The organism is Pedobacter heparinus, from assembly GCF_032678725.1.
GTDB classification, from domain to species: domain Bacteria; phylum Bacteroidota; class Bacteroidia; order Sphingobacteriales; family Sphingobacteriaceae; genus Pedobacter; species Pedobacter heparinus_A.
In genome coordinates, this window is record NZ_JAVTSC010000025.1 from 1 (window position 1) to 21245 (window position 21245).

Consider the following 21245-nt stretch of genomic DNA (forward strand, 5'->3'; position numbering starts at 1 on the left):
GCTTACAGCAGTTAAATTACCATTGTTAATGCTCAGATCGGTATTGTTAAAACCGGTAACTGCTTCGCTGAAAGTAATGGTTACCAGTGAGGTTTCTCCAATCGTCAATGCATTATCTGCTACTACAACCGTAGCTGTCGGGCGCTGGGTATCAATGATAATATTTGTATTTGAAGCGAGTGAGCCGGAAGCGCCAGGTGCAGGTAAGGTAAGTATAGCTGCTGTGCCTCCAGTTGTTGCATTAATAGTACCACTGTTAAGTGCCAGCGCAGCTGTACTGGTATAATCAAGGTCCTGACTGTTATCTCCTGCCTGTATGATGTAAGTGAACTTAAGTGTCGAACTGCCACTGCCAGATGAATAATTTACATCACGATCTGTAGTTCCGGTCTCCAGCGTCAATTGAGGAGTTCCCGTTACGTCTACATCAGCAGAAAAGTTAACATCTACTGCTATAGCAACAGGCCCCACCCCGTAAGAGCCGTTTGAGGCATTGGAAGTAACGGAAATTATGCGGACTGGTACATTACTAACAATAATCCCATTACCGGTTACATCAGCATCCACTACCGCCGCATCCGTACCTCTTGCCCAATCCTCATCCGCAGCCAGGTTATAAGTAGTGCCTCCAGTAGAGCTGGCGCCATTTTTATTCAGCAGTAAATTTGTTGCATCCTTGTCTTCTACGCTTAACGTAAGGGTAAAACTGGTTACTGAAGCAACTTCCACACTTGAAGTATTCGTCAATGTATAAGTACTACCCCCTTCACCAGTAAAAGTAAATTTATTGGCAAGAATATCATTGTTTGCACCAGAACGTTTCAGCAGCCCGGTACCAGTTACCACCAGGGAACCAGTATTTGCATCGTAGGTTGCTGAGGTAATCGTGGGAATTGCCACATTGCTTACTGTGACTCCATTTCCATTGGTATCCGCTACCACTACCGCCGCATTCGCGCCTGCGGCCCAATCTTCGGCAGCAGCCAGATTATAGGTAGAGATGTCTGTAGAAAGCGCGCCATTTTTATTAAGTATAAGGTTGACACCTGCTTTATCCGTAGCACTCAATATCAGGGTAAACCTGGTGCCTGAAGTAACTTCCACATTGGCGGTATTAGTCAATGTATAAGTACTGCCCCCCTCCCCCCTTAGCGTAAATTTATTGGCGACAATATCGTTGGTTGCACCAGAACGTTTCAACAGCCCGGTACCGGTTACTACCAGGGTACCAGTACTCGCATCATAGGTTGCTGAGGTAATCGTGGGAACTGCCACATTGCTAACTGTGACGCCATTTCCTGTGGTATCCGCCGTCAATACTGCCGCATCCGCGCCTGCTGCCCAATCTTCGGCAGCAGCCAGATTATACGTAGAGATGTCCGTAGAAAGCGTGCCATTTTTATTAAGCAGAAGGTTAGCACCTGCTTTATCCGTAGCACTCAATGTCAGGGTAAAACTGGTACCCGAAGTGATGTTCGCATTTGGAGTATCAGTCAGGAGGTAAGTACTGCCACCCTCCCCTCTCAGTGTAAATTTATTGGCAACAATATCGTTGGTTGCACCATTGAGCGTCTTCAAATTAGTACCGGTTACTACCAACACACCCGTACTGGCATCATAAGTAGCAGATGTAATCGAAGGAGTTCCGACACTGGAAGCCGTAATACCATTGCCCGTAAGGTCGGCAGTCGCCGCCGAATCGGCAATAAAGCCCGCGGCACCGGCCAGGTTATAGGTGGTTAAGCCGGTAGAACTGGTGCCATTTTTGTTGACGATCTGATTGATCGCAGCACTGTCAGTTGCACTGAGCGTCAGTGAAAAAGTAGTAGCAGAACCAATTTCAACATTGGGCGTATCGGTCAGCGTGTAGGTAACACCGCCTTCTCCGGTTAAGGTAAATTTGTTGGCAACCACATCATTAGTAGCGCCACCTGTTGCGGTGAAATTGGTGCCGGTTACCGCTATTACGCCAGTGCTGGCGTTATAGGTTGCGGAGGTGATAGTGGGTGTAGAAACAACAGCGGGTTCAAAATTCATATCGTCGATTGCAACTACTGTAGTAGTACCGGTAAAACGAATTTCATCAATGTATTGCCAAGCCGTATTAAATGTCAGGACACCGCCGTAGCCGAGACTTACCCCGTTTTTTGTGTAGGTAACAGAACCCGATGAATCAGAACTACCAGTATTAATAACATCTGATGCAACTGAAACTCCATCACGATACCCCGTTACTGTAAGGTTTGGGCTGGTTCCCAAGCCAGCACCTGTGTCTACTTCCATTGATACAATACGAAACTCTGAACCATCTGTCGAAGTGATTCGCGCATCCAGGGGTCCCGTCTCGAGAACATTTGAACTATCTATATTGAATATCAGGGCGAGATCGTACCCATAAGGTTTGCCAACATCTTCCGATGTAATGGAAATGTTTCCAGTAGGAGCCGTGATGGTGCTTTTCTTACCAGCGGGAGCTACCAGACTGAAAGTAGCCCCACCGATTGATTCAGGAGTTATGAATTCATACGGGGCACTGACTGGGCTGTCAAAATTACTATCCGTTGGAACAACGGCAGGTACCACAGCAGGCACGACAGAAAAGTTATTAGCAGCCCTGAAAGCCTTCACCTCAACACTGTGGCGTTTCGCATCATTCAACAGGGATGCATAATTGATTTCAACCTTTTTACGAGCGATTCTGAATGCTTTGCGTTCTACGCGCGTGGCATCCGGTTCCAAATAAAGCGCCGGAAAAGCCAAGCCAACCCCTAATGTGGGAAGCCCCACTGTACGTGAGGCTGCTGCACCAGCCCTAAGCCCACCAGGGTTTAGCAGGCACATTGTTAAGGCAACGGGAAGCACACGAAGTACAAATAGTAGATTTTTTTTCATACTGAGGGGATTAAGCGATTTTTAGATATTTGATAAGCGTTTTAACAAATTTGAAATATACGGATAATTGAGGCCAAAATTACCCAACATTTTACTACTAATAGTTAAATTCGGGGTATATTTTCCTCTAACTATTCAATAGTTGTATAAAAAATGATAGTTTTTATGACACTTTCTTCTGTGAGAAATAGGCTTTAGGCATCAAACCTGTTTCTTTCTTAAATGCATTGTAAAAAGTTGCCAAACTTTTAAAGCCAGATTCATGAGCAACGGCCTCTATAGTTTTTTTATGCGCATAAAGCGGATATTGTACCATAAAATGCTGAATGCGATAGCCATTGATCCAATCCCGAAAATTTTTATCAATTACATTGTTGATGACAAAAGAACAATGATGAACAGGGACATTTAACGCTCCTGCCAGATCAATGATCTGAAAATCGGACAATAAAAAAGGCTGGTCTTTCTCCATAAAAGATACCATCAAACTGGCATAGGCTGAAGATTGATCGGGCAATAAAATAACCTTCTTTGAAGCAGGCACAAGAGTTAAGGGTTCTTTAAGCGGAACAGCTGCTTTAGAGACAGAAACAAAATCTTTAGCAACATGCTCTTCAGCGCTCCCATCAGCAGGTGTAAATAAATAACTGTAAAAGATTTCCGGCCTGTGGAGGATAAATACAACAATTGCCAATAAAACCACGCAGCCAATAACCACAAATATAGAATTGGCAAATGTCCGGTCCTGAGTGCCTGCAAGTAATGGCAGGAAGCTGATCAGTTGAAAAAAGGTGGCGGCTTTAAGAAAAAGTAAGATCCATTTTTTACCCGGGATCTGTTTTTCTTTTGCTTTAAGTAATTTGGAATTAAAGGCCACATACCAGGTAGCAAGTAAATAGCCTAAAACCAGCATAGGTCTGCCTATATAATAAAGGGAAGCAGGCAACAGACCGCTCTTTTCCGATATAAAGAGTTGCTTATTTTCAACAATCTGCGCTAAAATGGCAGACCAGTTGATCGCAGGAGAAAAAGGCCATGGAATGACATGCATAACGGCCATTGCCGCCGGGATAAAATGGAGCCATTCCCACCTGGACAGCCTTTTACGTGGCCCAATAAAATGACAGATATACAGGAAAAAACAAGCCGGAGCTGCAAAATACAAAGGAGTAAACAACTGATGAAAAAATGGAAAAATTGCCTGATAACTGGAATTTACCAGCAACAATACCAGCATTTGACCGAATCTGGAAAAAAAGATAACTCCCAGTAAACAATTAAGTGTACGGCTACCTCGTTTTGCGAAAAACAGGTTAACGGAGAACAGGAATAAAAAAAAGCAGATAATGCTGGTTAAAAAGTTCAAAAAGCCCATATGCCATGGAAAGATAGCGGTTTTTTATCAAATAGCAATATTAAGAAATCCACAAGGCTGATTAACAGGCTTTAATTTTCAAGAAAGCTTTCACATTATAATTTCCGTTAATTAGTACTTTGTACTGTTATTTTTTAAACTTAAAATTCTCTAATTTTAATTATTGAGGTAAGCAAAAGCATATTTTATTTTTCTTTAATTAAAGTTAGCCAGAAAATAAACTATCCCTTGTGGATTAAGCAGTAAAATTAATTACTTTTGGATGGAGGATAACAATTAAAAGGGCTTTTAATTTAACGCATTGTAACCTGGAACAGATTAAATTACATTCCCAGCAAATAATTGCTGAAGTACTGCCGCTCATGCGTAAAGATGAAGCGAATAACTGGCCTGTTTATCAAAACGGCCATGTGATAGGTAAGCTATCGTACCAGGAGCTGATCGCTTTTCTTGGCGAAAATGAAACAGGTAGTATTTATACCCATAAGCTCCATTTTGACCTGGGCACGGCCTTGCATTTGATAAGGAAAATGCGGACTGATACTTATAAAAAGCCAGCACAAGCCATTTCGAAAAAATTAATTGCAAGCCTGAGCACTGCGGCAGTAATTACCATGGCCATACTGGGTTTAACCTGGTTATTTTTTAAACCGGCTATGACACCAAAGGCTGAAACCGGCACTTCCCAGCTTTCCAACAGACTTGCATTAACTTTAAGCAATGGCGAACAGATCCTGTTGGACCATACCAAAACCGGATTGATTGTAAATGGCACTAGTGTAACCTATGATGATGGAACTCCTATTTTGTCATCCAAAGTGGGAATGACCATAAACACCCCTACTGCGGGGCAATACCAGGTAACCCTGCCAGATGGAACCAGGGTTTGGTTAAATACGGCCAGCCAACTCCAGTTTCCCTCCACATTTGCGGGGCTTGCCGAACGCAGGGTCCGGTTAAATGGTGAAGCCTATTTCGAAGTTGCCAAAATAACCAGCAAAACCAATGGAACAACACACAAAGTGCCATTTATTGTAGAGAGCAAAGGCCAGGAAATAGAAGTTTTAGGAACGCACTTTGATGTAAGGGCCTATCACAATGAAGCGGATATCAAAACCACCTTACTTGAAGGCAGTGTGCGTGTTACCCCGGCATTCCAAAACGATGTGGCATTGAAAAGCGCAGACCCATCACTAATTGACCCTATGGGTACAATAGATACAAAATCAGGCAGCAACTTTCTTAAAACCAGTCAGGCCGTGGTGCTCAAGCCCAATCAGCAGGCTGTCTTAAAAGGTTCAGCTTTATCCGTTAAACAAGTGAATGCAGTAGCAGCTATAGCCTGGAAAAACGGTGAATTCATATTCAGGAACATGCCTTTGGAAAATGTGATGCACATGGTTGCCTGCTGGTACGATATAGATGTAGTTTATCAGAACAAGCCTTCAGGGACTGCGCTATTAGGTGGTACGATCGCTAAAACAGCAAACATCACAGAAGTGCTGAATATGCTGGAAATGATCGCCAATGTTCAATTTAAAGTAGAAGGCAAGAAAGTTACCGTGATACAATAATGCATTTTAATAAGGGGATTACCATTTTTGTTTTGTTGTTTTTTAGTCTGGCTGTAAAAGCCCAGAAATTTGACTATACACACAAAAATATTCCACTGGTCACACTTTTTAATGAGATCAAACAACAGACAGGTTTTAGTGTAGCCTGGAACGAAAAGGACTTTAATGTTAACCGACAGGTAGATGTCAGGTACAACGGCGTTGAACTCAAAAAAGTACTGGATGACATTTCGGCCAAACTTCATTTTTCTTATGCTATTCTGGGCAAAATGATTGTGGTAAAGGACAAACGGATTGCAGCAAACCCCGGACAATCCTTATCGGCCAAACCAGAAGATAAGCCAGCTCCCACCGTTCAGCAAAGAGAAGTAAACCTGCAGCAGATAGAAATTGTAAGCACCGGTTATCAAAAAACGCCAAAGGAACGTGCAACAGGAAGTTTTGTATTGGTAGACAGCTCACAGTTAAACCGCAGAGTAAGCTCGGATATCCTGGGCAGACTGGAAGGCATTACCAGCGGGCTGCTCTTCAACAAAAATACATTGATCAGCAATTCCGGAAACTTAGATTTGTCCATCAGGGGCAGGAGCACCATTTATGCCAACGATCAGCCTTTGATCATTCTGGACAATTTTCCCTTCTACGGAGACTTTAATTCCATCAACCCTAACGATGTGGCCAATATTACGGTATTGAAAGATGCAGCGGCAGCTTCTATCTGGGGTGTAAGAGCGGGTAATGGCGTAATTGTAATTACCACCAAGAAAGGCAAATATGGCCAGTCTTTGAACATTTCCTTAAACACGAATCTTACGGTTTCGGGCAAGCCTGATCTGTTTTACAACCCGAACTACTTAAATTCTTCCGATTTTATTGACATTGAACGCTTTTTGTTTAACAATGGAAAGTATGATGCGGCGCTTGCAGACAACGTAAACTACCCGGTGGTTTCGCCGGTAGTGCGAATACTGAACCAGCAACGCCTAGGGCAACCGGCTGCTGAAACAGAAAAGCAACTGGATGCGCTGCGAACTAATGATATCCGTAACGAAGAGTTGAAGTATTTTTATAGAAAACCAGTTTCCCAGCAATATTTCCTGAACATCAGCAAGGGTACTGCCAAATCCAGTCATTATTTTTCTGCCGGTTACGACAAATATTTGTACAGTTTGGTAAATAATAAGAACAACCGGTATACGCTGAATACACAACATACTGTGAAATTGCTGAAGAATCTGGAGCTGAGTGCAGGATTGAGTTATGTCAGAACGACTGGAAAGATTGACAGTACGATAGCTAGCATTTCATCAAGTTCAAATTTCACCCCATATTATATGTATAAAGACGCCAATGGAAATCCTACTATTTTTGAGATGCAATACAGCAATGAATTTAATGTGTCACAACAGGAAAAAGGATTTTTAGATTGGTCGTACAGTCCTTTGAATGAACTTAGCTTGTCGCCTACAAGTATAAAAGGAAATGATTTACGCATGAATGGTAGTTTGAAATATACTTTTCTTCCTGGATTAAGTGCTGAGATGAAATATCAATACCAGAGAATTAGTAACAGTGCGGAATTAATTAGTGGACTAGAGGCTCGTCTTACCAGAAATTTAATTAATCAATATGCCATTTTAACGGCAGGCAAGGTAAGCGGATATAATGTTCCTATGGGTGCTATTCAATATCAAACTACAGCAAATGCCACAGCTCAGAATTTCAGAGCGCAGCTCAACTATGAAAGAGAATGGCAAAAACACGCAGTTTCGGCAATTGCAGGCTACGAACTTTCTGAATTTGATAGCCAGGCCAATAAGTATACCCGTTATGGTTATGATGCTGCAAGCGGGAATTCGATAAGTGTGGACACGATCACTACTTTTAGCCTCAATCCGTCTGGGAGCGGTAAGATCAATACTGGCGCAGACCTTTTTGGAAAACTGGACCGGATCCGTTCTGCTTTTGCGAATGCAGCCTATACTTATGATTATAAATATACGGTATCGGCCAGTGCCAGGATGGATGGTTCAAATTACTTTGGCGTAAAAACCAACCAGAAAAATGTGCCCTTATGGTCTGTAGGTGCTTTGTGGCACCTGAACAGAGAAGGTTTTTACAAATCGGAATGGCTGCCGGTTTTGAAGCTGAGGGCATCTTATGGATTTAACGGTAACCTGGACAAGAACAATACGGGGATTACCACATTCAAGTATAACGTGTTGAATGCAATGTATACGAATTTGCCTTATTCCAATATTATGAATATTGGCAATCCGGAATTGAGGTGGGAAAAGATAGGCATCGCCAATTTTGCTTTAGACTTTGGCTTGAAGGACCAAGCGGTTAGTGGCAGAATAGAATACTTTTTCAAAAATGGGTTGGACATGCTGGGTGATAAGTCTTTTCCATCCAGTACCGGGATAAAAGTGTTAAGGGGTAATTACTCAAAGATGAAATCCAATGGCCTTGACATTACTTTGAATTCGAAAAACCTGAACGGCAAAGTGAAATGGCAAACTAATTTTCTGTTTTCAACAGTACATGACCGTGTTAGCCTTTATGATGTAATTGAACCAAATAGCATTTATTATGTGGGTAAATATAGCGCCATTCCAGTATTCGATAGACCTGTTTATGGAATTTACAGTTACCGCTGGGCAGGATTAGATCCTTTAAACGGAGATCCAAGAGGATACATTAATGGGGAAATCAGCAAAGACTACAACAATATAATTGACGGGACTAAGCCGGAAGATCTGGAATACAATGGCCCGGCTCGTCCAACTATTTTTGGCGCCTTGAACAACACATTTTCATATAATAGATTTACTTTAGGGATTAACATCAGTTATAAAATGGGCTATTATTTCAGAAAGCAATCTATAAATTACTATAATATGTATAATGGTGATCTAAGTAGTAGTATGAATAGCGATTTTACACAGCGCTGGCAAAATATCGGGGATGAAAACAATACTAATATACCATCAATTGGTAATTATAATGACGACAATACAAGGGACAGGTTTTACAACGGTTCTTCGGCAACGATACTTAAAGGAGACCATATTCGTTTGCAGGATATCAGCCTGAGTTATGACTTTGATGCTTCCAAATGGATAAGAATAAAACAAATTCAACTGTATATTTATGCAAACAACCTGGGGATACTTTGGAAAGCCAATGCTGCTAGTTTAGATCCGGACTTAGTTCCCGGTCCAGGTGAGCGACTAGTTAATCCAGTTTCAAAAAGTTTTTCTTTTGGTCTCAAAGCAAATTTTTAAAGAAAAGGAAATGAAGAGACATGTAAGTCGCCCTATAAGTTTTATATTGCTTTTATTCATCCTGCAATCCTGTGGAAAGGAGTGGCTCGAAGCAAAACCAGATAAATCACTGGTTGTTCCTGAAACCATAAAGGATTACCAATCCTTATTAGATAATTCCGGCTTGTTTAATGCCAATCAGGCATGCGGCCTGGGCGAAATAGGTTCAGGGGATTTTTATGTTACTGATGCCGGCTGGCCAATGGTAACCACCAACCAGGAGCGGGCAGCTTATACCTGGGCAAAAACAGATGAGTTTTATAATGGAGAGCAAAGTTTAGACTGGTCTTCTGCTTATCAACGGATTTTAAATGTTAACGTGATCCTTGTCGGTATTGCCAAACTAAAACCCACTATCGCCGAACAACAGGATTGGAATAGTGTAAAAGGAAGCGCGCTGTTTTTCAGGGCTTTTGATTTCTTTAACTTGGCACAGGAATATTGTGTTACCTATGCTTCCAGTTCTGCAAACGCTGATTTTGGCCTGCCTTTAAGACTGGATTACGATGTGAACATTAAAGTGAAACGCAGTACACTTCAACAAACCTATCAGCAGATTATCGCTGATCTGGAATCTGCTGTGGAATTGCTGGGCACAAAACCCCTGTTTAAAACACGACCATCTAAAGAGGCCGCTTATGCCTTATTGGCCCGGACCTATCTAATGATGGGGAATTATGAAAGAGCCGGATATTATGCTGATCTGGCGCTGCAGATCCAACATAACCTGATCGACTATAGTAAATTGAATGGCAATGCTGCTTTTCCTATAACAAGATTTAATGCTGAGGTGATTTTTCACAGCACTTTTTATTATGGAATTTTCAATCCTTCCCGGATGAACATAGTGCCTGAACTATTAAATGAATACACTATCGGTGATTGCCGCAAAACGGTGTTCTTTGGCCCTTCTGGTTTAAATTTTAAAGGCAGCTACAATGGAGACAGAAGCCTGTTTGGAGGCCTGGCTACCGACGAAATGTACCTGATCCGTGCAGAAGCAAAGGCAAGAGCAGGTGTATTGCCAGCAGCTTTAGATGACCTGAATACGCTCAGGCGAAACCGATGGACTGGTACTTACACTGAGTTGAACAGTCCAGACCCATCTACAGTATTGAATCATGTTTTAAAGGAACGCCGGAAGGAATTGTTGTTCAGAGGGATTCGCTGGGCAGATTTGCGCAGACTGAATAGGGAGAGCAGGTTTGCGGTAACCTTAACCAGAACCATCAACGGCAGTACTTATGCCTTGCAACCGAATGACAAGAGATATATTTTACCTATTGATGAAGAAGAAATTCGCTTAAATGGGATTCAGCAGAACGAACGTTAAAGTTTAAAAGGGACTATTTTAGTAGCCCCCTTTAGAATATATTACAGGTCTAAATGGCCTGGGTATACAGAACCTGTTTGGAAAATTACGCCAGTTGTTGGCAGGGTATCGCCATCACCTGGGAACTGATGAGTACCTATATCCCATTGCGCTGAACAGGTGTTACCTCCGGGGGCGCACATATCCCCAGAATAATACCTATATCCCCTTGGATCATTTGCATTAGGGTAAGTCATGTCGAATTTATAGTAAACCATTACATTTCTCTTTTTAACCGTTGTAAAGGCACTAAACCCAAATGCCAAACCTGCTACGAGCATACCAAAAGCTACTTTCTTAATGTTATTCATGTGTTTTTATTTAATTGTTTAATATATAATTGATTGATAATATTTACTGATACAGGTTTATTTCCTGTTTGTTGCAAGCCCGGTAATGGCCAGGGCAACAAATGCAAGGTTAAACCAAATGTGCTGTTGCCAGGTCATTTTACTGATCACCCCTCCACAATGGCAAGGAAGCTCAGTCCCAGAAAAAACCATATACATCAGGTAAAGAGTAAAAACGCTCATTAGGAAAAGCGCAGCATAAAGTCCCCATTTTTTTATCTGCGGGATGATCAGCAGGAAACTGATCAGCATTTCAACAATCGGAATGGTCCAGGCCACGATCAGGCTGTAACTGCCAATCAGGGGTGATTTGGCAAGCGTACTCGCAAAAGGTTTAATGGTTAACAATTTACTTGCTGCCGTGTACATAAAAAGTATCACAAACAGATAGATAGCCATATCTGTAATGAGCTCACGATGTTTAGCCGATAAGTGTAGTCTGGGTTGCTTGTTTAATGAAATTTGCATATGGATCTTAATCTATTCTAATCCAAAGATGCCACTCATTTTTTGCTAAAAAAATGGAGGTTTCTGCCAAAATACTAGGGGATAAAATGGCAGAATTATACCATTTTATTTTTTAAATGATTTATTTATAGCTATTTGCAAAACACCAATTTATTTTGCAAAAATGCTCTACATTTTTCTTAAAAAAAATGTATAATCCTGCCAAAAGCATCATAAAAAAAATGGCAGACTTCTACCCTTTATACAAGGGGTATGCCCCTGCCCCATACTTTGTAAGCACAAGATTTTAAATCTCTTATTGCGGTTAATAAGAAAAAGGAGTTAAAGCGGCATAAAAACCGTCTTTAAATGGTGTTTTATAGGTGTAAGTACCTACCAGACAAGTATGAAACAAGTAGAAGACAGGTAGAGAACACCTACTATAACTAAGGAACAGTCAAACAATTCTGAATGTATTTTTCATTGCCTTCTACTACCATGCTCATATCCAGCTGTTTTAAGGTTATGAGGATGGTTAAGGATGGCGAAATATTTCACTAATTAATTTAATATCAACATGAAAAAAATTACAAAATTAAGTCTCTACGTTTTAGCAATGCTATTCATTGGTTCCTGTTCAAAAGGACCTTCATCAGACTCAGAGGCGCAAACAAAAGACGGCAAAGCAAATCGCACATCAGCTTTAGCAGGCGAAGACGGTGTCCTGGCAGCATTACCTGGTGGCAGGGCCTATTACGTGGTTTCTTTAATGGGCGGAACTTTTCCAAATAAATGGGTGCGCCTGGCCCAGTACACCTTTACTACAGCAGGAACCGTAACCGAGCAGTTTAAGTACTACACCCAGGGCCAATCCGGCGATCACTACAGCAACAAGGTACTGACTGGATTTAATACCAGTCAGGCCACCTGCGATTATACCTGTCCGGTTAAAACCTGTATCGGTTTTCAGCCAGGCCAGGCATGGAGCACACTCTCCGGAACCTTTTATATCAATAGTCTTGGTAAACTTGTTATAAACTGGTCGGGTGGTTATCAGGAGGCCTGGACCCTTAGTAGCCCCAAAAGCTATTACACCAGACTGGATATCAATACTTCTAATTACGGCGTTGCACATGGCTATGGGTATGGCTCAAATACCGATTTTGACACAGGGGTTACTACCGCAACCATTATGGCTACCGGAGACTTGAAAGATGTTGACTACTGGTCAAACAATTACCAGGCTAATGATGCACATACAGATTATCCCACCGATACCTCATACCTGAAACTTAGTGGTTTTCAGCAATGCGTTTCCAGTGTGATTAAATTAGATGAAGCCAATCAGATACCATGCCCTACAGGCCATTACAAATTGTATATCGCAGGGAACCCTGCAGCAGAGCCAGCAGGACATAAACGTAAAAACTACAGGCAGCATCAAAAAGGCTCAGTAGGTTGTAAAGATGGGGGCTGGAATACCTGCATTAGCCCAATGGGTGGACATATCATACTTTACCTCCAGGTATTGGATGATGACGGTGTATTCCGCGGGTTTATTGGTGCAGAGGCAACTCTTGGTGTAGGATATGGTGGCAGGATACTCGCGGTTTGGCGTGAAGTGAAGGTATAAGATGAACCTACATGATCGTCCTGAAGGTCAGGTTTACCCTGGGCCTGCTAACCAGCTTTGTAGGCGGCAGGCGGTGCAGCCAATTGCTTTGGGTGGTATCTTTCATCACCAGCAAACTGCCATGTTCCAAAATCAGAGAAACCGTTTCCTTGCTTTGCTTATGTTTAAATGAAAATTTTCGTTCGGCGCCAAAGCTCATGGAGCCAATGGCGCCGTTCTTTTTCAGGTCCTTTTCTCCATCGCTGTGCCAGGCCATGCCTTCCTCCCCGCTATGGTACAGGTTGAGCAGGCAGGAGTTAAAAGTTTCGCCGGTTTTTTGTTCTGCTATTGCTTTTAATTCCAGTAAAGCTCTGGTCCAGGGCAAGGCTTTTTTTGTGGTATTGGAATAGGTATATTCAAATTCCCGGTCGCCGTACCAGGCCACTTTACGTTTGGTAAAAATGTGCTTCCCAAGAATAATGGCTTCATCACTTTTCCATTCAATGGTGTTTCGCAGCAGTTCCAGGTAGCTATCGGCCATCGCCAGCGGCATCACCTGACCATAGTAATTTACCGTACCTCCGTAAGGTAATAAGTTGAGTTCTGCTCTGGTAGTGGTATTAAATAACTCCATTTTCTTTTAATTCAATGCGTCATGAAAAATGATGCCCAAAGTATGCCTCGTACCGCTATGCAAGGGGCTTATCCCGTGTTTCATATTTACCCGGTAATAACCTTTACTGCCTTTCACAGGCCTGAAGTTCGTGGTAAACAACAGCATATCGCCCCTTCGCGGTTTAAGTACATTAGCTTTTGATTGTGCCCGCGGAATTTGCTCCGTCAATACGAACTCTCCCCCGGTATAATCTGCATCAGGTTCATTTAAAAACAAAACCAGCTGCATCGGGAAATAAATATCGCCATACAAATCCTGGTGCAGCGTATTAAATCCACCTTCGCCATACTTCAGGATCAACACTGTTGGCTTGGTTTGCCCTGCATCATGGCACTGCGCTTTGAGCACTTCATGTTCCAAAGGGAAATGCTGATCAATATGTAAAACTTCCATCCACTTATTGGCTACTTTAGCCAGATAGGGATATACAGTTTGCCGGATATCCGTAATGATTTGCGGCAGTGGATACTGGAAATATTTATACTCCCCCAGTCCAAAACGATAGCGTTCCATCACCACTGTTTTACGATAAGTATCCCCCGCCTGGTATAAAGCGATCAGTGCTTTGCAGGATTCAGGTGTCAACACCTTTTCAACAAGGGCAAAACCTTTCCCGTTAAGGTTCCCGGCAATTTCCTCCCAGTTCTTCGTCTGCAGTTGTTCGATGATGTTGTTCATGATAAAAAAGTTAAGACAAACATCGGCATGGGCCGCTGAAAGGGAAACCCGATTCTTGCGCAGTTCAGTTATAAAAAATCTTCGCGATGCGGGCTAAACACGTCTATCAAAACCCCTGCTTCCAGGCAAACTGATCCATGTAATGTGTTGGAAGGCACAAAAAAACCATCACCGGTTTTTAATAGCTGACGCTCATTACCAATTGTCAACTCAAAAACCCCGCTTTCTACATAGCTCACCTGGGTATGGGAATGTTCGTGAACAGCTCCTACAGCACCCTTCTCAAATTTTACTTTAACCAGCATCACCTGATCGTCATGACCGTAGACCTGACGCTGAATCCCAGGAGAGGCGTATTCCCATGGAATGGCTTCACCCTGCTGGAAAAGCTGACTTTTTAATACCTTATTCATATTCTCTTTGAATTTTATTTACATTTATAGTAAGGCGCATTGCCTGGCCGACAATTTAAAGTTTATCAGTAAATATTCATTGCAAATCCATGAATATTTTAACCTTAGCCCTATGAAAAGAAAGATTGTCCTGCTCTACCTGACGATTGGATTTACCCTGTTATCTGTAGCAAGTACATTGATCAATGTGATAGACAATAATCATCCGGAAATAGACCTGCGTTTTTTGCATCATTATAAATACATCTTATTTATCCTGATTACAGCAACGACCTTATATATCCTGCTCGGTGTGTATCATAAGAACCTATCCACTGTTGAAGACAATTACCACAAGCTTTTTGAAGGCTCGCCCGGAGCTGTTTACGTAATAGACAAGCTCAACTTCAGGTTCCTGGCCGTTAATGACATCATGGTAAAAAAATATGGATACAGCAGGGAGCAACTGCTAAAAATGTCGGCCCTGGATATCCGGCCGGAAGCCGAACGCGAAAAGTTAAAAGACTACTTGTATTCAGAACATGAGGAAGGACATGAAACCGGCACCTGGTTACATCAGAAAAAGAACGGGGACCTGTTTTATATGCTCATCTCCCATCACTCTGTAAAATTCCAGGGTCAGGATGCTTATGTGGTCATGGCCATAGATGTTGATCAGAACGTAAGAAATGAAAAAAGGCTGCGTGAAATAGCCTGGACCAACTCGCACGAAATCAGGAAGCCGGTAAGTAATATTTTAGGTTTGGCAGCGCTCATGAAAACTTCTGACCCCATGGAACCTTTAGATCCCAGGCTCGTCGCCCTGTTAACCGAATCAGCGATTGAACTGGATGCGGTGGTGAAAAAGATCAACCAGCACGCGGAAGACCTTGACAAGAATTTTTAAGCTTTTGGCTGGTCCTGTTTAGGTGGTCTGGGACCACGTTTATAAATGACCAGACCATTTAAAAAATTACGCAGGATCTGATCACCGCATGGTTTAAAATTAGGATGGTCATTGTTCCTGAAAATATCTCCAAGTTCGCTTTTACTCACTTTGAAATTGACCAGGCCCATTATTTTAATGATATCGTCGTTAGTAAGTGCCAGCGCCACACGCAGTTTTTTAAAAATATCGTTATTGCTCATGTTACATTGCTATTTCAATTTTTACCTTTTTGTTCTTTATCCGCTCATTTACAAGCGCAGTCAATACCCGGCCAACCAGCCGGCGTTTTATGGCAACATAGGAAACCTGGTCTTTTACCTCTATTAAGCCTACCTCATCCTGCTGCAGTCCGCCTTTCTTCAGCAGTAAGCCCACAATATCTATCTTATTCACTTTATCCTTTTTCCCGGCAGCGATATACAAAGTTTGCCATTCGCTGTCCTTGGGAAGTGGCCAGCTGCCCTTCAGGTTTTCTGCTTCGATATCCGCTTTCAGAAAAGGGTATTTTTCATCATCTGCAATAACCAGGTAAGCCGTACCCCTGGCATTCATACGGGCAGTACGACCATTCCGGTGTAAAAACGCATCTTCGGTATAGGGCAATTGATAATGAATGATACATTCTACTTCTGGAATATCCAGCCCCCTGGAAGCCAGGTCTGTAGTGATCAGCATTTTGATACTGCCATTCCTGAATTTCAATAAGGCTCGTTCCCTTTCATCCTGCTCCATACCCCCATGAAAAATATCATGGGCCAGGTCCTGGTCGATCAAAAGATCGCTGATCCGGTCTACTGTTTCCCTGTGGTTACAAAATATCAGTGTTCTTTTCTCCCCAATCTTACAGATTAATTTCAGCAGGGTATCCAGTTTATCGGCTGCTGTAGTGCTTACCTTTTTCAATTTTAAATCAGGCACTACTGCGGCATCTTTTAAAAAATTAATTTCAATGGGTTTATCAATGCCCGTAAAACCGGGTATCTCCTCCATCGCCGTTGCAGAGGTAAGTATCCTTTGCTTTAAGCAAAGCAATTTACCAATGATATAGGACATATCGTCCTGAAACCCAAATTCCAGGGCCTTATCAAACTCATCCAGCACCAGGATACTGATCCGGGACTCATCAAAATTTTCATGACGAAGGTGGTAGGCAATTCTTCCAGGTGTACCAATGAGTACCGCAGGTGGCTCTTCAAAATTGTTACGTTCTGTTTTAACAGGGTGGCCGCCATAACAACAGTTCACTTTAAAGCCGGTACCCATTTGCCGGAATACCATTTCTATCTGCAAAGCCAGTTCTCTTGAAGGAACAAGCACCAATGCCTGCACGCCGGCAACAGCAGCATTTAGCTGATGCAGCAAGGGCAATAAAAAACCCAATGTTTTACCGGAACCTGTTGGTGCAAGCAAGACCAGGTCGTTTCCCCCCTTACCAGCCGCAAGCGTTTCCTCTTGCATCTGGTTCAACGCAGTAATTTTTAATTTTTCCAGTACCTTGTCTACCATCATGATGCAAAGATAGTGGAATAAGGCATTAAAATTTCAGATACTTCTTCCTCAGGTGCTTTAATGAGCTGTTTAACCTCACATCAAGGTGCATCAGCATATGTCCCCTTTCAGAAATCCAGGTAGTCATTTTATTGTTTACCCGCTTTATTGGCGTATAAACTCGCTCTTCCATCATTTCATGATAAGCTATCGGGGCTCTGCTTTGCTGCAGCAGATAAAATTCATTTAACAATTCTGTATTCATAATGCTTATATTAGTTATGGTATATTGATTAAACGCAGTCAGCTCTGCCTTATTATAACAATCCTTGATTAAAAGGGTTTCAACATAGCACTAAACTGTTGACAACTAGACAATTGTTAGCAATTAAACAACAACAAATTAATATATTTTTAATTTTATCAACTTATTTTTAGGAAACCTGAATACGGGTTGTTTAAACTGTAACACCATAACGTATGACCTGGAAGAAATTTAGCGGCGAGATCATCCACTCGTCCATTTTAGAAGAAGTAGAAAATGCCATCATCAGAGAAAGTGACAACGGGTACCGGCTTAAAGTATGCATCGGTACAGATTCACAGGTTAAAGGCCCCCTAACTGATTTTGCCACCGTAATTGTGTTGTTAAGGGAACACCACGGAGGTTTCATGTACATCCATCAGGAAAAAACAACACAGAAAATGAGCATTAAGGAAAGAATGCTGGTTGAAGTACAAAAGTCAATTGAAACGGCTTATTCCATCTGCGACCTGCTGGACCTGTACAACGTAGACCTGGAAGTACATGCTGACATCAATACCAACCCCATGTTCAAATCCAACAAGGCACTCAACGAAGCGATGGGCTACATTTTAAGTATGGGATTCATTTTTAAAGCAAAGCCAGAAGCATTTGCCAGTTCTACCTGCGCAGACAAAATGGTACATTAATTACCATTTTTTGGTAGAGATGGTTTTTACCGGCTGAGTAACGGGCTGGACGGCTTTTTTATGCAACATGGCCTCCTTAAACTGGACTGCCAGTATCCTGGCTTCTTTGCCGGTGGCACTGATATACCCCTTCCACTCCGCAGCGTTTAATTTTCCAGGCTTACTTTCCAATGGAGTACCTATTGTGGTTGCCGCGACGAAGTTGCCATAACGATCTCTCTGGTACGGAATAAATACGAAATCTGTTAACCAGAAACGATATTTACCTGCTTTTGATTCTACATAGAAATTGTATTTTACCTCTCCGGAAGGGCGGGTAAGTACCAGTGCAGTTTTATTGATGATCATCTTACCATCCGCCTGCAACAGGCTATCTCCTGTAGCAGATTTTAATTTGAACCGCTTTTGATTTTTATTTAGAAAATCATTTGCCCTCCAGATTAAAGAATCCTTAGCTACGTCTTTCAATTCAACCACCTCATAATAGATCAGCTTCCCCCTTTCATCATAAGGCAGTGAATCCTGTGCAGAACAGATCAGGCTGAAAAAAAACAAAAAACTCAATACAGGTAAAAACTTCATAAGGTAAATATATAAAAAAGCCGCCGGATAAATTTCCGGCGGCCATGTTAACGTTATCGAGACTAGAATGTATAAACAGCAGCCAAAGAGAACTGTGAGGCAGATTTAGTTGCTGTAATGCCATCACTTTTCAAAAAGCCCTGGCTAAGGTCTTTATCATTGTCAAAACGGACCTCAGGAATGAAAGTTAAACCACCTGCTTTGATATTTGCAGATAAAGTTCCGGAAAGCACACTTGCATCAGGTGCACCAGAAATCCCTTTAAAATTCATGTATTCTGCCCTTGCACCCAAAGCAACTGAAGGAGTGAATGCATATTGCGGATACAAAGCTACACCAGTGTAACCAAATTTATCACTCCCTGCATCGAGATTTGCAGCGTTTAAACCTATTTTAACTTTCTCATTAATCTGATAAGTGGTAGTCAGATCAACAACTGTGCTGTAATTTCCATAGCCGTCCAATCCATGCAGGCCATTGATATAGGCCGTCCATCCTTCTACCGGGGAAACCATCAATTGACCACCAACGCTTGATACGCCACGTGATGCCGTATATTGATTCCACTCATTAAATAAACCCAGCATCAGGCTAACTTTATCAGAGAAAGCATAGGTACCTTTGATACCGGCATTCTGAAAAGGTCCGGCTCCAAAAAGGTAAGAAGTGGAATAGTTAAAATTTGCGGCTGGCGAGATCACCTCATAGCCTACAAATGTCCCCATATAACCTGCCGCCATACTAAACTTATCGGTAAAGGCATAATTTACGTACAAGTTCTGGATATTGAAACTATTTGTAGTCTCATCATACGCACCATCAGCATTGGGTATCGATTGAGATTGGCCCCGTGGCCCAAAGGACAGTTCTCCAACAAACGATGCTTTACCAGTAGTTTTCTTTAAAGCCAGATCGATCATACCAATTGAAACTGAATTCTGCTCTGAAGCAAAATAAGTTTTGATGTTTGGTGATTTAGCAAAATCATACTTAAAATAAGTATCTACTGATCCTGATATTTGCAAAGGAGCTTCTGCTGCCTCCTGAGCAAATGTTGTGGTTGCGATGGTTAGTGAAGCTAAAGTTAATACGGATTTTAATTTCATAATTTTTCGGTTAGAGGTTGAGAATTTAGATGGTTAAGTATGTTTAATTAAAAGGAATTTTCGATTTCCTGACCAGTTGAAGCAACAATCAGTGTACCTTGAGTATATTTCTCATTGTGCTGACTTGCATCCAGGCCTTCTTCTTCTTCTTCGGAAGTTACACGGATTGGCTGTACCAGGTTAATCAGTTTGAAGATCACAAACGACATCACAAAGCTGAATACTACCGTAATTACCACGCCTTTCAGCTGTGTGATGAAAAATGCAGGGTTGCCGTATAAAAGACCGTCTACCCCGGCACTGTTTACAGTTTTGGTAGCAAATACACCAGTTAACAACATCCCTACAATACCACCAACACCATGACAAGGAAATACATCCAGTGTATCATCCAGTGAAGTCCTTTGTTTCCAGGATACAGCAAGGTTAGAAATCACCGCTGCAATTACCCCGATAAAGATGGCAGAAGGGATGCTCACAAAGCCTGCACCCGGAGTGATGGCAACCAGGCCAACTACCGCACCTATACAGAATCCCAGTACAGAAGGTTTTTTACCTCTTGACACATCGAAGAACATCCAGGATAATCCCGCAGCACCAGCAGCAATATTAGTAGTAAGGAAAGCGGAAACAGCCAGGCTGTTTGCACCCAAAGCGGAACCCGCATTGAAGCCAAACCAGCCAAACCAAAGCAAACCGGTACCAATTAATACATAAGGGATATTTGCTGGTGGAACTTCACGGTGCTCCAGATGGCTTTTTCTTCTTTTCAATACCAAAGCACCTGCTAAAGCGGCCATACCTGCAGAGATGTGTACTACTGTACCACCTGCAAAATCAAGCACACCCATTTTGAAAAGCAGGCCTTCCGGATGCCATGTCCAATGTGCCAATGGAGAATATACCAACAGCGAGAACAATACAATAAATAAGATGTACGAAGTAAAACGGATACGTTCTGCTACTGCACCTACCACCAAACCAGGTGTAATGATTGCAAACATCAGCTGGAAAACTGCAAATAAGGAAAGTGGAATGGTTGCAGCCAGGCTCCAGGATGGGCTGGAGTTTACACCCTGAAAAAAGAAGAATGTTTTAGGGTTTCCGATAAATCCCCCAATACTTTCTCCAAAAGCAAGACTAAAACTAACGACTACCCAAAGTACAGAGATCACACCTGCTGCTACAACACTTTTTATCATTGTAGAGAGTACATTTTTGCGATGAACCATACCACCATAGAAAAATGCAAGTCCCGGAGTCATTAAAAACACCAAAGCCGCAGCAATTAATACAAAGGCGATATCAGGTCCACTGTATTTCCCCTCATCAAAATTAGGAAGTAAGGGAATAAATAGAGCAAGAATTGCAATTATTAATAAAACTGCAAATGGGCCCCACTGTTTAAATAAAACTTTTGCCATAATGTTAGATTTTACTTGTTATAATTATTAGTTATTTGATTTTTTTTA

At 42.0% G+C, this 21245-nt stretch carries 19 protein-coding genes; 6 read left to right on the forward strand and 13 right to left on the reverse strand.

What is annotated here, in order from left to right:
* Both R2Q85_RS23815 and R2Q85_RS23820 read right to left on the reverse strand, forming a co-directional pair.
* Nucleotides 1–2892, reverse strand: a 2892-nt coding sequence (locus tag R2Q85_RS23815) for a beta strand repeat-containing protein (RefSeq protein ID WP_316814313.1), incomplete at its 3' end; no start/stop codon positions are given.
* 163 nt (nucleotides 2893–3055) lie between these two features.
* Nucleotides 3056–4129, reverse strand: a complete 1074-nt coding sequence (locus R2Q85_RS23820; protein WP_316814314.1) for a helix-turn-helix domain-containing protein — start codon at nucleotides 4127–4129, stop codon at nucleotides 3056–3058.
* Nucleotides 4130–4629: 500 nt separating this feature from the next.
* Here R2Q85_RS23820 and R2Q85_RS23825 point away from each other — a divergent pair, with 500 nt between their 5' ends.
* From R2Q85_RS23825 to R2Q85_RS23835, 3 genes are read left to right on the forward strand one after another with little or no spacing between them, the layout of a single operon-like run.
* Nucleotides 4630–5841: a FecR family protein gene (locus R2Q85_RS23825; RefSeq protein WP_316814315.1), complete on the forward strand. Its 1212-nt coding sequence runs from the start codon at nucleotides 4630–4632 to the stop codon at nucleotides 5839–5841.
* On the forward strand, nucleotides 5841–9128 hold the full coding sequence (locus R2Q85_RS23830; RefSeq protein WP_316814316.1) for a SusC/RagA family TonB-linked outer membrane protein: 3288 nt from the start codon (nucleotides 5841–5843) through the stop codon (nucleotides 9126–9128). The genes R2Q85_RS23825 and R2Q85_RS23830 overlap by 1 nt, the downstream gene beginning before the upstream one ends.
* Before the next feature lie 10 nt (nucleotides 9129–9138).
* Complete coding sequence (locus R2Q85_RS23835; protein WP_316814317.1) at nucleotides 9139–10500, forward strand: RagB/SusD family nutrient uptake outer membrane protein; 1362 nt, start codon at nucleotides 9139–9141, stop codon at nucleotides 10498–10500.
* 41 nt (nucleotides 10501–10541) lie between these two features.
* On the opposite strand, the gene R2Q85_RS23840 is transcribed toward R2Q85_RS23835, so the two are convergent.
* Nucleotides 10542–10850 carry a hypothetical protein gene (locus R2Q85_RS23840; protein WP_316814318.1) on the reverse strand — a complete coding sequence of 103 codons (309 nt, stop codon included), beginning with the start codon at nucleotides 10848–10850 and terminating at the stop codon, nucleotides 10542–10544.
* 57 nt (nucleotides 10851–10907) lie between these two features.
* Nucleotides 10908–11357 (reverse strand): MauE/DoxX family redox-associated membrane protein, encoded by a 450-nt coding sequence (locus R2Q85_RS23845; RefSeq protein WP_316814319.1) that lies wholly within the window; start codon nucleotides 11355–11357, stop codon nucleotides 10908–10910.
* Nucleotides 11358–11913: 556 nt separating this feature from the next.
* Between R2Q85_RS23845 and R2Q85_RS23850 the strand changes: the two genes are divergently transcribed.
* Nucleotides 11914–12969 carry a hypothetical protein gene (locus tag R2Q85_RS23850; RefSeq protein ID WP_316814320.1) on the forward strand — a complete coding sequence of 352 codons (1056 nt, stop codon included), beginning with the start codon at nucleotides 11914–11916 and terminating at the stop codon, nucleotides 12967–12969.
* Nucleotides 12970–12976: 7 nt separating this feature from the next.
* Here R2Q85_RS23850 and R2Q85_RS23855 read toward each other — a convergent pair whose 3' ends face one another.
* The 3 genes from R2Q85_RS23855 to R2Q85_RS23865 all read right to left on the reverse strand — a co-directional run bounded on the left by R2Q85_RS23855 (nucleotide 12977) and on the right by R2Q85_RS23865 (nucleotide 14715).
* On the reverse strand, nucleotides 12977–13582 hold the full coding sequence (locus tag R2Q85_RS23855; protein WP_316814321.1) for an alpha-ketoglutarate-dependent dioxygenase AlkB family protein: 606 nt from the start codon (nucleotides 13580–13582) through the stop codon (nucleotides 12977–12979).
* 6 nt (nucleotides 13583–13588) lie between these two features.
* Entirely contained in the window at nucleotides 13589–14302 is a 714-nt protein-coding gene (locus tag R2Q85_RS23860) for a 2OG-Fe(II) oxygenase (RefSeq protein ID WP_316814322.1), read from the reverse strand.
* Between the two features lie 68 nt (nucleotides 14303–14370).
* Entirely contained in the window at nucleotides 14371–14715 is a 345-nt protein-coding gene (locus tag R2Q85_RS23865) for a cupin domain-containing protein (RefSeq protein ID WP_316814323.1), read from the reverse strand.
* Between the two features lie 112 nt (nucleotides 14716–14827).
* On the opposite strand from R2Q85_RS23865, the gene R2Q85_RS23870 reads away from it, so the two are divergent.
* Nucleotides 14828–15601 carry a PAS domain S-box protein gene (locus R2Q85_RS23870; RefSeq protein WP_316814324.1) on the forward strand — a complete coding sequence of 258 codons (774 nt, stop codon included), beginning with the start codon at nucleotides 14828–14830 and terminating at the stop codon, nucleotides 15599–15601.
* Here R2Q85_RS23870 and R2Q85_RS23875 read toward each other — a convergent pair.
* Genes R2Q85_RS23875 through R2Q85_RS23885 form a run of 3 tightly spaced genes read right to left on the reverse strand, consistent with a single transcriptional unit; the run spans nucleotide 15598 to nucleotide 17396 of the window.
* Nucleotides 15598–15843: a DUF1456 family protein gene (locus R2Q85_RS23875; protein WP_316814325.1), complete on the reverse strand. Its 246-nt coding sequence runs from the start codon at nucleotides 15841–15843 to the stop codon at nucleotides 15598–15600. The two genes, R2Q85_RS23870 and R2Q85_RS23875, sit on opposite strands and share 4 nt — an antisense overlap.
* A gap of 1 nt (nucleotide 15844) precedes the next feature.
* A complete protein-coding gene (locus tag R2Q85_RS23880; RefSeq protein WP_316814326.1) occupies nucleotides 15845–17152 on the reverse strand; it encodes a DEAD/DEAH box helicase in 1308 nt (435 codons plus the stop codon).
* A gap of 25 nt (nucleotides 17153–17177) precedes the next feature.
* Nucleotides 17178–17396: a hypothetical protein gene (locus R2Q85_RS23885; protein WP_316814327.1), complete on the reverse strand. Its 219-nt coding sequence runs from the start codon at nucleotides 17394–17396 to the stop codon at nucleotides 17178–17180.
* Nucleotides 17397–17611: 215 nt separating this feature from the next.
* On the opposite strand from R2Q85_RS23885, the gene R2Q85_RS23890 reads away from it, so the two are divergent.
* Nucleotides 17612–18085: a ribonuclease H-like YkuK family protein gene (locus R2Q85_RS23890; protein ID WP_316814328.1), complete on the forward strand. Its 474-nt coding sequence runs from the start codon at nucleotides 17612–17614 to the stop codon at nucleotides 18083–18085.
* Here R2Q85_RS23890 and R2Q85_RS23895 read toward each other — a convergent pair whose 3' ends face one another.
* The 3 genes from R2Q85_RS23895 to R2Q85_RS23905 all read right to left on the reverse strand — a co-directional run bounded on the left by R2Q85_RS23895 (nucleotide 18086) and on the right by R2Q85_RS23905 (nucleotide 21197).
* Nucleotides 18086–18667 (reverse strand): DUF4468 domain-containing protein, encoded by a 582-nt coding sequence (locus R2Q85_RS23895; protein WP_316814329.1) that lies wholly within the window; start codon nucleotides 18665–18667, stop codon nucleotides 18086–18088.
* 62 nt (nucleotides 18668–18729) lie between these two features.
* On the reverse strand, nucleotides 18730–19773 hold the full coding sequence (locus R2Q85_RS23900) for a porin (protein ID WP_316814330.1): 1044 nt from the start codon (nucleotides 19771–19773) through the stop codon (nucleotides 18730–18732).
* Nucleotides 19774–19820: 47 nt separating this feature from the next.
* Entirely contained in the window at nucleotides 19821–21197 is a 1377-nt protein-coding gene (locus tag R2Q85_RS23905; RefSeq protein ID WP_316814331.1) for an ammonium transporter, read from the reverse strand.
* Between the last annotated feature and the right edge of the window lie 48 nt (nucleotides 21198–21245).